Consider the following 13706-nt stretch of genomic DNA (forward strand, 5'->3'; position numbering starts at 1 on the left):
GGACATCCGTCGAATGTGCGGGGCCAGGAAAAGAGAGTGGAATGTCGCAACCCGTTACGCATCGGGCTCCTTTCCAAGCAACGAAGTCATTCACAAGTGGATTTGCCATGACTACATTTTTCGGAACGTTGAGCCGAGCCATAGCCGCTATCGCGCTCGTGTCCTCGCTGGGCGCTTGCGCCTTGTCCCCCGGTATGACGTTTGACGCCAACCAGCTCGCCGACCCGCTGGACCCCAACTCCAAAGCTGAGATAAGACAGATCACCCCCAGCCTGGTGCTCGAAGAGCAGCGCGCGCGTGAAGCCCTGATCGCCAGCGATGGCGTCGAAAAGCTGTACGGAAAGTCCGGGCCCTACCTCATCGGACCGGGCGACATTCTTTCCATCGTGGTGTGGGATCACCCCGAACTCGTCCTTCCGACGCAAACCTACGCCATTGGGACTGGGGTGACCGAACTAGCCATCGGGGATACCGCCTCGGGCATTCCGGGCTATACGGTCTCATCCACTGGATATATCCAATTTCCCTATGCCGGACTGCTGAAAGTGGCGGGGTTGACGGAACTCCAGGCGCGCAATCTCATAGTGAATAGTTCAAGCAAGTACATCCAGGACCCGCAGATCACAGTACGCGTGCTGGGCTATCGCAGCAAGCGTATTTACGTGGACGGCGAGGTGAAGACGCCTGGCGCGATTGCGATCAACGACATTCCGATGACCCTGTTGGAAGCGATCAACCGGGCCGGCGGGATTTTGCCGACGGGCGATCGCAGCTCGGTGTACGTGATCCGCGACGGACGCCGCACCCGCGTGAACGTGCCGGCCCTGATCGAACGCGGCCAGGACTTGAACCAGGTGCTGTTGAAGCCGGGCGACACCGTGAGGGTGACGCCGCGCGACGACAGCAAGGTATTCGTGATGGGCGAGGTCACCCTGCCCACCGCGGCAGTGATGCGCGACGGCCGCATGTCGTTGACCGAGGCGCTGGGTTTGGCGGGAGGGCCGAATCAGACGACCTCGAATCCGTCGCAGATCTTTGTCGTGCGCAGCACGGAGCAGGCGAAGCCGCTGGTGTTCCATCTGAACGCCGGTTCACCGCAAGCCTTGGCAGTAGGGGAGAAGTTTGAGTTGCAACCCAAAGACGTTGTGTTCGTGGATTCGGCCGGCCTGGTGAGGTGGAACCGCTTCATCAGCAACCTGTTCCCGAGCGCGCAGACGGTACAGACCGTGAAAGCCATTGACTAGTTTTTAACCCACGCCTTTGGGGGCGCCGCTACCCGCAGCGGCGCCTTCTCTTGGAGAGCTGCATGTCGTTGCCTATCGAATCGTTCGAGCCGTCCGTGCCGGCTCGCCAACAGGAAACCCCGTTGACGTCCCACGTCGACGCCATCTTCTCCAACCGGTGGATGATCCTCGCCATCACGCTGCTCGCCTTTCTGGGAGCGGTCGCCTATGTGATGGTCACGCCCAAGGTCTACTCCGCCGACATCATCGTGCAAGTGGAGGAAGAATTGCCGCAGGGCCAGAGCCGCAGCCTGCTGGGCGACGTCTCGACCATGTTCGACACCAAGGCCGAAACCTCGGGCGAAATGGAAGTGCTGCGCTCGCGCATGGTGGTCGGCCCGGCCGTGGACAAGTTCCTGCTGTACATCCACGCCAAGCCGCGCTATTTCCCGGTGGTGGGCGAATGGCTGGCGCAGCGCTACGAAAGCCTGCCCTATCCGTCCAGCCTGCCGCGCGGCGGCTACGCCTGGGGCGGAGAGACCATCGCCGTCTCGCAGCTGGACGTGCCCAACGAATGGCTGGGCAAGCCGTTTCGCATCACCACGCTGGGCGACGGACGCTACACGCTCAACGACAAGCTGACCGGCGCCACGTTCAACGGCACCGTCGGCAAGCCCGAGCACTTCCTGCTGCCGGGCGGCGGCGCGCTGGACGTGCACGTCGACGCGCTCAGCGGCCGTCCGGGAACCGAGTTCGTGGTGTCGCGCAGCTCGCGCCTGGCGGCCATCGAGGACGTGCAGGGGCGCCTGGGCATTTTCGAACGCGGCCGCACCTCGGGCGTGATCGGCGTCACGCTGGAAGGCAACGATCCGGTGATGACGACCGCCGTGCTCAACCAGATCGGCCAGGAGTACGTGCAGCAGAACCTCAACCGCAAGTCGGCGCAGGCCGAGAAGTCGCTGGTCTTCCTGGAAAAGCAGCTGCCCATCCTCAAGAGCGAGCTGGACGCGGCCGAGACCAAGTACAACTCGCTGCGCAACAAGCGCGGCACCATCGACCTGAGCGAAGAGGCCAAGCTGATCCTGGGCCAGTCGGTCGACGCGCAGACCCGCGTGATGGAACTGCGCGCCAAGCGCCAGGAGATGATCACGCGCTTCGCGCCCAGCCATCCCAGCATCGTGGCCCTGGACCGCCAGATCTCCGCGCTGACCGGCGACGTGGACCGCATCGGCGGCCACATCCGGCAACTGCCCGATCTCGAACAGGACGTGGTGCGCATGGTGCGCGACGTGCGCGTGAACACCGAGCTCTACACCACGCTGCTCAACAACGCCCAGCAGCTGCGCCTGATCCGCGCCGGCAAGGTGGGCAACGTGCGCATCCTGGACGCCGCGGTGCAGCCCGACAAGCCGGTGCGCCCCAAGGCCGCCATCATCATCGGCGTGGCCACGGCCTTCGGCCTGATCTTCGGCATGCTGTGCGCCTTCGTGCGCAACGCGCTGTTCGGCGGCCTGTCGGAGCCGGAAGACGTCGAGCGCCATACCGGCCTGCCGGTGCTGGCCGCCATTCCCTACAGCGACATGCAGGACCGCCTGTGGCGCCGCAGCCGGCGCAAGAACGCCACGGTGCCCGCGCTGCTGGCGCAGAGCCAGGGCAACGCGCCTCCGATCGAAAGCCTGCGTTCCTTCCGCAACGTGCTGCAGGCCTCGCTGCGCCAGTCGGCCAACAACATGGTCATGTTCACGGGGCCGGTGGCCGGGGTGGGCAAGTCGTTCCTGTCGGCCAATTTCGCCTTCATCCAGGGCGGCGTGGGCAAGCGCGTGCTGCTGATCGACGCCGACTTCCGCAAGGGCCAGCTGAACCGCTATTTCGGCGTGCCCAAGGAAGACGGCCTGTTCGAAGTGCTGTCGGGCACGATTCCGCTGAGCCGCGTGCGCAAGCACAGCGTGTCCGAGGGCGTGGACTTCATCGCCACCGGCGCGGTGACCTTCGATCCTTCCGAGCTGCTGGCCTCGCCCGTGTTCGGCGAGACCCTGCGCGAACTGGCGTCGCAGTACGACATGGTGATTCTGGACACGGCTCCCGTGCTGTCGTCTCCGGACGCCGCCGTGGTCGGCACGCATGCGGCGGCGGTCATGGTGGTGGTGCGCTCCGGCATGAACACGGTGGGCGAGATCCGGGAGACGGCCAAGCGCCTGATCCAGGCTGGCGCGCCGGTCGATGGCGTGCTGTTCAACGGTCTCAAGCTGCTGCCCGAACGCTTCGGCTTCCGCTCCAAGTACGGAAGCTACCGCTATTCCCGCGCGGCCTATTACGGCGATTTCAAACAGAACGGTCCAAAGTAAGTAAACGCCACCCGGAGAAGATGGCATGCACGGAACATTTGGCTGGGACACCCCGCAAATTCTGGATGCGGTTTTCAAGGCTTACGACATACGCGGCACGGTGCCGGACGAGATCGACGCGCGGTTCGCGCACAGCCTGGGCATGGCGGCGGGGGCCCGGGCGCGCGAACAGGGGGCGCGGTCGATGGTGGTGGGGCGCGACGGGCGCCTGAGCAGCGTGGAGCTGGCGGCCGCGCTGCAGGCCGGGCTGCGCTCGGCGGGCATGCACGTCATCGACATCGGCATGGCGACCACGCCGATGGTGTACTTCGCGACCCGCCTGATGGACACGGGGGCGGGCATCGCGGTCACCGGCAGCCACAACCCGCCCGCGCACAACGGCTTCAAGATCGTGATGGAGGGCGCCTCGCTGTACGGCGAAGGCATCACGGCGCTGCGCGACGCGATGCGCCAGCCGATCGAGTCGGCCGGCGTGGCCGGCGGGCGCACCCAGATGCAGATACAGCCCTGCTACGCGGCGCGCCTGCTGGGCGACATCCGCATGGCGCGGCCCATGAAGATCGCCATCGACTGCGGCAACGGCGTGGCCGGCGCGGTGGCGCCGGCGCTGTTTCGCGCGCTGGGCTGCGAAGTCACCGAACTGTTCTGCGAAGTCGACGGTTCGTTTCCCGGCCATCATCCCGATCCGGCCGATCCCCAGAACCTGCAGGACCTGATCTATTGCCTGCGCTATTCCGACTGCGAGGTCGGCCTGGCGTTCGACGGCGACGGCGACCGGCTGGGCGTGGTGACGAAGTCCGGGCAGATCATCTGGCCCGACCGCCAGCTGATCCTGTTCGCGCGCGACGTGCTGTCGCGCAATCCGGGCGCCGAGATCCTGTACGACGTCAAGTGCAGCCGGCTGGTGGCGCGCGCCGTCACCGAGGCCGGCGGCAAGCCCACCATGTGCCGCACCGGGCATTCGCTGATCAAGGCGCGCATGCGCGAGACCGGCGCGCTGCTGGCCGGCGAGATGAGCGGGCACATCTTTTTCAAGGAACGCTGGTACGGCTTCGACGACGGCATCTATGCCGCCGCGCGCCTGCTGGAAATCCTGTCGGCGGCGCCGGACCCGTCCGCGCTGCTGGAGGGCCTGCCGCAGGCTTGCGCCACGCCCGAGATCAAGCTGGAAACCGCCGAAGGCGAGCAGTTCGACCTGGTGGAGGCGCTGCGCGCGCAGGGGGAATTCCCCGGCGCGGTCTCCATCAGCAATCTGGACGGAGTGCGCGTGGACTATGCCGACGGCTTCGGCCTGGCGCGTCCGTCCAACACCACGCCTACCGTGGTGTTGCGTTTCGAAGGAGACACCGTGGCCGCACTGGCCCGTATCGAGGAGGACTTCCGCAACGCGTTCCGACGCATTGCCCCTCATGTTCGTTTACCGTTTTAAGGAGCATCACGCGATGGGAAAGGCCAACAATGCGATTGAAGCGTCGAGGGCGGATTCCGGCCTGGCGGACAGCCCCGAATGGCGGGGGTTCGCGCAGGCCGCGCAATCCGCCGCACTGGACGCCGGGGCGCTGAAGGTCATCGAGGCGGCGGGACTGTGCGTGGACCTGACCATGCAGCGGCAGTCGCCGGCGCTGGACGCCGCGGCGCAGTCCCTGCTGCAGGCGCGCGGACTGGCCGAGGCGCGCCGCGCGCTGTTCGCCGGCGAGCCGGTCAACTGGACCGAAGGCAAGCCGGCCTGGCATACCGCGCTGCGCGCCGGGCGCACCCGCGAGCAGCCGGACGGCCAGGATGCCGACTCGGTCTGCGAATACGCGCGCATGATGGATTTCGTGCGCAGGGTGGACCAGACCGCCGACTTCTCCACGGTGCTGCACATCGGCATCGGCGGCAGCGACTGGGGGCCGCGCCTGGCGATCCAGGCCTTCGGCGGCGCCTCGCAGCGGCGCCAGATCCGCTTCGTGTCCAACATCGACGGGCACGCCTTCCATGACGCCGTGGCCGGGCTGGACCCGCGCCGCTGCCTGGTGGTGGTGTCGTCCAAGTCCTTCACCACGGCCGAGACGCTGCACAACGCGCGCGCCGCCATCGCCTGGCTCAAGCAGGGCGGTGCGGCCGACGTGTCGGAACAGCTGGCCGCCGTGACCGCCAATCCGTCGGCCGCGCGCGCGCTGGGCGTGCCGGCCTCCCAGGTCTTCAAGATGTGCGACTGGGTGGGCGGGCGCTATTCGGTCTGGTCGGTCGCCGGCCTGTCCATCGCGCTGACGGTGGGCGCCGAGGTGCTGATCGGCATGCAGGCCGGCGCCCAGGCCATGGACCAGCATTTCCAGCAGGCGCCGTTCGGCTCGAACGCGCCGGTGCAACTGGCGCTGGCCGGCCTGGTCAACTGCAGCGTGCTGGGCCACAACTCGCTGAACATCGCCGCCTACAGCGCGCGCCTGCTGCACCTGGTCACCTATCTGCAGCAGCTGGAGATGGAGTCGCTGGGCAAGCGGGTCGCGGGCGACGGCGCCGCGGTCGGCGTGCCGACCGCGCCCATCATCTGGGGCATGCCGGGCACCGACGGCCAGCACACCTTCTTCCAGTGGCTGCATCAAAGCGAAGCGGGCGCGCCGGTGGACTTCATCGCCAGCCTGCAAGGCCATGCCGACAGCCCCGACGCGCACCGCAAGCTGCTGGCCAACTGCCTGGCCCAGCGCCAGGCGCTGCTGCGCGGCAAGAGCCTGGAGCAGGCGCTGCTGGACGTGGCCCACATCGACGACCGCGAGCACGCGCTCACCCTGGCGCAGCACATGGTCCATCCGGGGGGACGGCCGTCCACGCTGATCGTGCTGCGCCAGCTCGATCCGCGCGGGCTGGGCGCGCTGCTGGCGCTGTACGAGCACAAGGTGTTCGTGCAGAGCGTGGTGTGGGGCATCAACCCCTTCGACCAGTGGGGCGTGGAACTGGGCAAGCGCCTGGCCGCCGGCATCGAGCGCGAGCTGGCGGTGCCGGTGTCGGCCGGCGTGGTGGACTGGGGCCATGACGCGTCCACCTCGTACTGGATCGACCGCTACCGCAGCCACGCGCAGGCGCCGCGTCCGCGCCATGCCTGGGTGCCGGGCGTGGCCGCGCATCTTTGAAGGAGGCCGCAGTCCATGCCGGATCTGCATGTGTTGGTGACGGGCGGGGCCGGCTACATCGGCACGCACACGCTGGTGGCGATGCTGGCGGCCGGCCAGCGGCCGCTGGTGGTCGATGACTTCAGCAACGGCAGCCGCGAGGCCGTGCGCCGCGTGGAGGAGCTGTGCGGCGCGCGCATTCCGCTGGTGGAGGGCGACATCCGCAGCCCCGGCCTGCTGGAGTCGGTGCTGCGCGAGGCGGCCGCCCGCGGCGAGCCGGTGGGCGCGGTGCTGCACCTGGCCGGCAGCAAGGCGGTCGGCGAATCGGTCGCCGACCCGCTCAAGTACTACGACAACAACGTCGGCGGCTCGGTGGCGCTGCTGCGCGCCATGCGCGCCGCCGGCGTGGCGCGCCTGGTGTTCAGTTCCTCGGCCACGGTTTATGGCGAGCCGCAGTACCTGCCGTTCACCGAGGCCCATCCGCTGGCGCCCACCAATCCCTACGGCCGCACCAAGCTGATGGTCGAGGAGATGCTGCGCGACGTGTGCAAGGCCGATCCCGGCTTCAGCGCCGTCACGCTGCGCTACTTCAACCCGATCGGCGCGCACCGCAGCGGCCGGATCGGCGAAAGCCCGCGCGACACGCCCAACAACCTGTTCCCCTACATCACGCAGGTGGCGGTGGGGCGCCAGCCCTATCTGCGGGTCTTCGGCGACGACTACGGCACGGCCGACGGCACCGGCGTGCGCGACTATCTGCACGTCATGGACCTGGCGCAGGGCCACGTGCAGGCGCTGGCCTATTCGGCCGGCCATCCCGGTTTCGTGGCGGTCAACCTGGGAACGGGGCAGGGCACCAGCGTGCTGGAGCTGGTGCGCGCCTTCGAGCGCGTCAACGGCTGCCGCATCCCGCTGCAGACGCAGCCGCGGCGGCCCGGCGACATCGAGCGGATGTGGGCCGATCCGGCGCTGGCGGCCTCGCTGCTGGGCTGGCGCAGCACGCACGACGTGGACGCGATGTGCGCCGACGGCTGGCGCTGGCAACAGGGCAATCCGCAGGGCTACGCGGCATAAACCCCTACGCCATGTCGGACGGATTCCGGGAAATGGGCGCGAGCGGTTACAGTTGACGGAATTATTGCGAAGCAACATCGCCCGGCGCCCGCCGCCGGGGCAATACACCGTCAGCGAGGTACCACCATGTTCGATTTCTATCCGCATGCCGGCGCGGCCGGCGCCCGGCCGGAGCAACGGCGATGAGCGGGCCGTCCTCCACCACGCCGGCCCACTGGAACCTGGACAGCATCGTGTCGGGCCTGCGCGAGGCGCGCGTGGCCTGGCGCGGCCCGCGCGGACGCCTGCGCGAGGACGCCGACCTGCGCGAATTCCCGTCCCAGGAAAGCCTGCGCCAGATCGTCAAGGATCTGTGCGGCGCGCTGTTCCCGATGCGCCTGGGCCCGATCGACCTGCGCGAAGAGGTCGAGGACTTCTATGTCGGCCACACCATCGGCGCGGCGCTGGACGCGCTGCTGCACCAGGTCTGTCTGGAGCTGCAGTACGTGGGCCGGCCGGAACAGGCCGCCTCGGCGGACACGCGCCAGCGCGCCATCGAGATCGTGCGCCAGTTCGGCGCAGAGCTGCCGCGCGTGCGCGCCGCGCTGGACCTGGACGTGACCGCCGCCTACCAGGGCGACCCGGCGGCCCACAACGTCGACGAAGTGCTGCTGTGCTATCCCGGCGTGGCGGCCATGATCCACCACCGCCTGGCCAACGTGCTGTACCGCCTGAACGTGCCGATGCTGGCGCGCATGGTGGCCGAGATCGCGCACGCCGACACCGGCATCGACATCCATCCGGGCGCCACCATCGGCAAGAGCTTCTTCATCGACCACGGCACCGGCGTGGTGATCGGCGAAACCGCCATCATCGGCGACCGCGTGCGGCTCTACCAGATGGTCACGCTGGGGGCCAAGCGCTTCCCGCCGGGCGAGAACGGCGAACTGAAGAAAGGCCTGCCGCGCCACCCCCTGATCGAGGACGACGTGGTGATCTACGCCGGCGCCACGATCCTGGGCCGCGTCACGATAGGCAAGGGTTCGACCATCGGCGGCAACGTCTGGCTCACGCGCAGCGTGCCGCCGGGCAGCAACGTCACCCAGGCCAGCCTGGTCAGCGACATGCCGGACTGCGGCCTGGGCGGCTGAACGGATGGACACGCGGACCTCGGACCTGGCTGCGCTGCGCGGCTTCGTCGACCGCCACCCGCGGCTGTTCGTGCTGACCGGGGCGGGCGTGAGCACCGATTCCGGCATTCCCGATTACCGCGACGCCGACGGCGCCTGGAAGCGCACCCCGCCCATGACGCTGCAGACCTTCATGGGCGGTGAGCCGGCGCGGGCGCGCTACTGGGCGCGCAGCATGGTCGGTTGGCGCCGGTTCGGCCAGGTGCAGCCCAATGCCTCGCACCGGGCGCTGGCCCGGCTGGAGGCGCGCGGCAACGTGGGGCTGCTGGTGACGCAGAACGTCGACGGCCTGCACCAGGCCGCCGGCAGCCGCGAAGTGGTGGACCTGCACGGCCGGCTGGACCAGGTGCGCTGCATGGCCTGCGACTGGCGCGGCGACCGCCACGCCTGGCAGCAGGCCTTGCAGCAAGCCAATCCCGACTGGCTGGCGCTGGAGGCCGACGACGCGCCCGACGGCGACGCCGACCTGGACGGCGAGGACTTCGGCCGCTATCGCGTGCCGGCCTGTCCGCGCTGCGGCGGCGTGGTCAAGCCGGACGTGGTGTTCTTCGGCGAAACCGTGCCCGCGGCCCGCGTGGAGCGCGCCAATGACGCGCTCGCGGCGGCCGACGCGGTGCTGGTGGTCGGCTCGTCGCTGATGGTGTATTCGGGCTACCGCTTCGTGGCCGCTGCCGCGCGCAACGGCGTGCCGATAGCGGCGATCAACCTGGGCCGCACCCGCGCCGACGCCATGCTGGCGCTCAAAGTGGAACAGCCCTGCGCGGTGGCGCTGGAGGCCTTGTAACCAGGCCGGCGGCAGGCCGGTTTTTGACCGGTCTAAGCAAGTGCTTGCCGCGCAAGGTTTTTTTGCCGCGGTTACAGACCTTTCCATAGGGTTGTCCACAGGAACTGGGGATAACTCCTAGGGATTACCCGGATTTTTGACCCTGGGCCAGGGCGGTCTTGTCAAGTCTCGGCGGATTCCATCCCGTCCCCCATAAGCGCCCGGCGGGCCGCCTGCCAGCTGCCGGCGTCGGGCGCGTAAAGCAGCCCGCCGGTGCGGTGCGTGGGCTTGTAGGGCGAGCCGTCGAAGTGCGCCGAATAGCCGCCGGCTTCGCGGTGCAGCAGCCAGCCGGCCGCGTGGTCCCAGGCGGTCAGCTGGTTGTAGAGCGCGACGTGGCAGTGGCCGGCGGCCAGCGTGCGGTATTCGTGCGCGGCGCAGCGCAGCGACGCGGTGCTGGCCAGGCGCGAGAGATTGCCGTTGACGGTGGAGCGCAGCGGCTCGGGCAGGTTGCCGGTGGCGATCAGGCCGTCCATGTCCTCGGGCGGGGCGGGGCTGGCCACGGCGAGCGCGGCCTGGCGGCCGTTTTCGTATTCGATCCAGGCGCCTTCGCCGCGCACGGCGAGCGCGCCGTCGCGGTTCAGCGGATCGTAGATCACGCCGGCGATCACGTCGCCGCGATGGCAGGCCGCGATCATCATGCCGAAGAGCGGCAGGCCGGCGACGTAGTTGCGCGTGCCGTCGATGGGGTCGATCAGGAAAGCCAGGTCGGCGTCGACCAGCATGTTCAAAAGCGCCGGATTGCGCGCCGAGGCTTCTTCCCCGATCAGCACCGCGCCCGGATACAGCCTGGACAGGCGCGCGGCGATCAGGCGCTCGGCGGCCTCGTCGGCGTCGGTCACGAGGTCGCGCGGCGAGGTCTTGCCGCGCACCGCGCCGTCGGGCAGGTTGCGAAAACGCGGCATGACTTCGGTCTGCGCCGTCTCGGCCAGTATGGCCGCCAGCCGGCGGGTTTCCTCGCGGGTAAAGGTTCTGCTCATTGCGCTCGTGGCTTTTCCAGGGAACGGGCAAATCTACCACGCCGGCGCGGGCGGCGGATGCAAAACGGGAGGGCGCGCGGCCCTCCCGTTTTTATGGCCGCCGACGGGCTCAGGCGCCCAGGTCCACGCAGAGGTACTTGATCTCCAGGTACTCCTCGATGCCGTACTTCGAGCCTTCGCGTCCCAGGCCCGATTGCTTGACGCCGCCGAACGGGCCGACTTCATTGGAAATGATGCCGGTGTTGATGCCGACGATGCCGTATTCCAGCGCCTCGGACACGCGCCAGATGCGGGCGTAGTCGCGGGTGTAGAAATAAGCGGCCAGGCCGAAGATGGTGTCGTTGGCCATGCCGATGACTTCCTCTTCGGTGTCGAAGCGGAACAGCGGGGCCACCGGGCCGAAGGTTTCTTCGGAAGCGAAGCGCATCGACTGGGTCACGTCGCGCACCACGGTCGGCTCGAAGAACGTGCCGCCCAGCGCATGCGGCTTGCCGCCGGCGATCACCTTGGCGCCGTGCGCGGTGGCGTCGGCGATGTGTTCCTGCACCTTCTCGACCGCGCTGGCGTCGATCAGCGGGCCCTGCGTCACGCCCTCGGCGAAGCCGTCGCCGACCTTCATGGCTTCGACCTTGGCCACCAGGCGCTTGGCGATCTCTTCATAGACGCCGGCCTGCACGTAGATGCGGTTGGCGCACACGCATGTCTGGCCGGCGTTGCGGTACTTCGAGGCCAGAATGCCGTCGACGGCGCGGTCCAGGTCGGCGTCGTCGAACACGATGAAGGGCGCGTTGCCGCCCAGTTCCAGCGACAGCTTCTTGATGGTGGGCGCGCACTGTTCCATCAGCGTGCGGCCGACTTCGGTGGAGCCGGTGAAGCTCAGCTTGCGCACGACCTCGCTTTCGCACAGCGCCGCGCCGATTTCGCGCGAGCTGCCGGTGATGACGTGGAACACGCCCGCGGGCACACCGGCCTCTTCGGCCAGCACGGCCAGGGCCAGCGCGGTCAGCGGCGTCTGCTGGGCCGGCTTGACCACCATGGTGCAGCCGGCGGCCAGCGCCGGGCCGACCTTGCGCGTGATCATCGCGGCCGGGAAGTTCCACGGCGTGATGGCGGCGGTGACGCCGATGGGTTGCTTGAGCGCCATCAGGCGCTGGCCGGCCTTGGGGCTTTGCAGGATGTCGCCGTCGATGCGCTTGGCTTCTTCGGCGAACCATTCCAGGAACGAGGCGGCGTAGGCGATCTCGCCGGCGGCCTCGGTCACGGGCTTGCCCTGTTCCGAGGTCATGATGGCGGCCAGGTCGCGCTGGTGCGCAAGCATCAGCTGCGCCCACTTCAGCAGGATGGCGGCGCGCTCCTTGCCGGTCCTGGCGCTCCAGGCGGGCAGGGCGGCCTGGGCGCTGGCGATGGCCTGCTCGGTTTCCTTGCGGCCCAGCTTGGGCACCGACACGATGGTCTTGCCGGTGGAAGGGTTGTCGACGGGAATGGAAGGGCCGTCGCCGGCGCCCACCCATTTGCCGTCCAGGTAGCAGGCGTCGCGCAGCAGATCCGGGCGCGCCAGCGGTTGAGTCAATGCGGTCATGTTGCAGTCTCCTTGAATGGTCAGGCCCCGCGCATCAGGCGGCCAAAACCTCGGACAGGATGGCCAGCGCCCGATCGAACTGGGCGTCGGGAATGGTCAAGGGGTACAGGAAGCGCAGAACGTTGCCGTACACACCGCAGCTTAGCAAAATCAGGCCGCGCTCCAGGGCGCGCGCCTGCACGCGCTTGACCGCTTCCGCGTCCGGCTTGCCGCTGGCGGCGTCGTTCAGTTCCAGCGCGACCATGGAGCCCAGGCCGCGCACGTCGGCGATGCCCGGGACCGTGGCGCGCAGTCCTTCCAGATGCGCACGCAGCTTCTCGCCCAGCAGGGCGGCGCGCTCGCACAGTTTTTCCTCGGCGATCACGTCCAGCACCGCGTGCGCGGCGGCCACCGCCAGCGGGTTGCCGGCATAGGTGCCGCCCAGGCCGCCGGCGGCCGGCGCGTCCATGATCTCGGCGCGTCCGACCACGCCCGAGATCGGGAAGCCGCCGCCCAGGCTCTTGGCCATGGTGATCAGGTCGGCCTGGACCGCGTGGTGCTCCATGGCGAACAGCTTGCCGGTGCGCCCGAATCCGGTCTGCACCTCGTCGGCGATCAGCAGGATGCCGTGCTCGTCGCAGACCTTGCGCAGCGCCGTCATCAGCGCCGGCGGGGTGATGTTGAAGCCGCCTTCGCCCTGCACCGGTTCGATGATGATGGCCGCGACCCGGCGCGGATCGATATCGCACTTGAACAGCAGGTCCAGCGCCTTGAGCGAATCGGCCACGCTGACGGACTGGGCCGCGTTGGGGAAGGGGACGTGGTAGATGTCGCCCGGCATCGGGCCGAACGACAGCTTGTAGGGGGCGACCTTGCCGGTCAGCGCCATGCCCAGCATGGTGCGGCCGTGGAACGATCCGGAAAAGGCGATCACGCCCGAGCGCCCGGTGGCCGAGCGCGCGATCTTCACCGCGTTCTCCACGGCTTCCACGCCGGTGGTGAAAAAGGCCGACTTCTTCAGGCCGGCTATGGGCGCGACGCGGTTGATGCGTTCGGCCAGCGTGACGTAGCCCTCGTACGGCACGATCTGGTAGGCCGTATGGGTGAATGCGTCGAGCTGCGCGGCGACCGCGGCCTTGACCTTCGGATGCAGGTGGCCGGTATTCAGCACGGCGATGCCGCCGGCGAAATCGATGTATTCCTTGCCCTCGGCGTCCCACAGCGTCGCGTTTTCGGCGCGCACGGCGTAGAAGTCGCACATGACGCCGACGCCACGCGGCGTGGCCAGGGAACGGCGGGTATTCAGATCCTGATTCTTCATCTCGGCCTCGCAGAGCGTGATGGGGACGGTAAAACCAATATTTAATGCTACGATGGCCCCATTTATGGGAACCACTTTTCTAAAACGGGTAGAACCAATTGCGTTCCATCGTCGGTGACCTGCTGCT

At 68.3% G+C, this 13706-nt stretch carries 10 protein-coding genes; 7 read left to right on the forward strand and 3 right to left on the reverse strand.

Annotation, left to right across the window (positions count from 1 at the left end):
- Positions 1-107: 107 nt before the first annotated feature.
- The 7 genes from A6B37_RS00685 to A6B37_RS00715 all read left to right on the forward strand — a co-directional run bounded on the left by A6B37_RS00685 (position 108) and on the right by A6B37_RS00715 (position 9684).
- Positions 108-1244, forward strand: a complete 1137-nt coding sequence (locus tag A6B37_RS00685) for a polysaccharide biosynthesis/export family protein (RefSeq protein WP_102772467.1) — start codon at positions 108-110, stop codon at positions 1242-1244.
- 62 nt (positions 1245-1306) lie between these two features.
- Entirely contained in the window at positions 1307-3568 is a 2262-nt protein-coding gene (locus tag A6B37_RS00690) for a GNVR domain-containing protein (RefSeq protein WP_102772466.1), read from the forward strand.
- A 25-nt stretch (positions 3569-3593) separates the two neighbouring features.
- On the forward strand, positions 3594-4997 hold the full coding sequence (locus A6B37_RS00695) for a phosphomannomutase/phosphoglucomutase (protein ID WP_102772465.1): 1404 nt from the start codon (positions 3594-3596) through the stop codon (positions 4995-4997).
- Between the two features lie 13 nt (positions 4998-5010).
- On the forward strand, positions 5011-6678 hold the full coding sequence (gene pgi, locus A6B37_RS00700; protein ID WP_111824627.1) for a glucose-6-phosphate isomerase: 1668 nt from the start codon (positions 5011-5013) through the stop codon (positions 6676-6678).
- Positions 6679-6693: 15 nt separating this feature from the next.
- Entirely contained in the window at positions 6694-7731 is a 1038-nt protein-coding gene (gene galE / locus A6B37_RS00705; protein WP_111824628.1) for a UDP-glucose 4-epimerase GalE, read from the forward strand.
- Positions 7732-7913: 182 nt separating this feature from the next.
- Positions 7914-8861 carry a serine O-acetyltransferase EpsC gene (gene epsC / locus A6B37_RS00710; RefSeq protein ID WP_102772462.1) on the forward strand — a complete coding sequence of 316 codons (948 nt, stop codon included), beginning with the start codon at positions 7914-7916 and terminating at the stop codon, positions 8859-8861.
- A gap of 4 nt (positions 8862-8865) precedes the next feature.
- Complete coding sequence (locus A6B37_RS00715; RefSeq protein WP_111824629.1) at positions 8866-9684, forward strand: NAD-dependent protein deacetylase; 819 nt, start codon at positions 8866-8868, stop codon at positions 9682-9684.
- Positions 9685-9845: 161 nt separating this feature from the next.
- Here the strand turns inward: A6B37_RS00715 and A6B37_RS00720 are convergent, their stop codons facing one another.
- The 3 genes from A6B37_RS00720 to A6B37_RS00730 form a co-directional block, all read right to left on the reverse strand.
- Positions 9846-10700, reverse strand: a complete 855-nt coding sequence (locus A6B37_RS00720) for an inositol monophosphatase family protein (protein WP_111824630.1) — start codon at positions 10698-10700, stop codon at positions 9846-9848.
- Positions 10701-10809: 109 nt separating this feature from the next.
- The gene (locus tag A6B37_RS00725) at positions 10810-12279 is read right to left on the reverse strand and encodes an NAD-dependent succinate-semialdehyde dehydrogenase (protein WP_111824631.1); all 1470 of its coding nucleotides are present in this window, start codon (positions 12277-12279) and stop codon (positions 10810-10812) included.
- Between the two features lie 34 nt (positions 12280-12313).
- Entirely contained in the window at positions 12314-13579 is a 1266-nt protein-coding gene (locus A6B37_RS00730) for a 4-aminobutyrate--2-oxoglutarate transaminase (protein WP_111824632.1), read from the reverse strand.
- Between the last annotated feature and the right edge of the window lie 127 nt (positions 13580-13706).

The sequence above is a fragment of the Achromobacter sp. HZ01 genome (assembly GCF_003267925.1).
In the GTDB taxonomy this organism is placed as follows: domain Bacteria; phylum Pseudomonadota; class Gammaproteobacteria; order Burkholderiales; family Burkholderiaceae_B; genus Achromobacter; species Achromobacter pulmonis_A.

Coding starts and splice junctions, on each gene's coding strand:
- A6B37_RS00695 (WP_102772465.1), top strand. CDS start 3,594: ATGCACGGAACATTTGGCTGGGACACCCCGCAAATTCTGGATGCGGTT.
- epsC (WP_102772462.1), top strand. CDS start 7,914: ATGAGCGGGCCGTCCTCCACCACGCCGGCCCACTGGAACCTGGACAGC.
- A6B37_RS00690 (WP_102772466.1), top strand. CDS start 1,307: ATGTCGTTGCCTATCGAATCGTTCGAGCCGTCCGTGCCGGCTCGCCAA.
- A6B37_RS00715 (WP_111824629.1), top strand. CDS start 8,866: ATGGACACGCGGACCTCGGACCTGGCTGCGCTGCGCGGCTTCGTCGAC.
- A6B37_RS00730 (WP_111824632.1), bottom strand. CDS start 13,579: ATGAAGAATCAGGATCTGAATACCCGCCGTTCCCTGGCCACGCCGCGT.
- A6B37_RS00725 (WP_111824631.1), bottom strand. CDS start 12,279: ATGACCGCATTGACTCAACCGCTGGCGCGCCCGGATCTGCTGCGCGAC.
- A6B37_RS00685 (WP_102772467.1), top strand. CDS start 108: ATGACTACATTTTTCGGAACGTTGAGCCGAGCCATAGCCGCTATCGCG.
- galE (WP_111824628.1), top strand. CDS start 6,694: ATGCCGGATCTGCATGTGTTGGTGACGGGCGGGGCCGGCTACATCGGC.
- A6B37_RS00720 (WP_111824630.1), bottom strand. CDS start 10,700: ATGAGCAGAACCTTTACCCGCGAGGAAACCCGCCGGCTGGCGGCCATA.
- pgi (WP_111824627.1), top strand. CDS start 5,011: ATGGGAAAGGCCAACAATGCGATTGAAGCGTCGAGGGCGGATTCCGGC.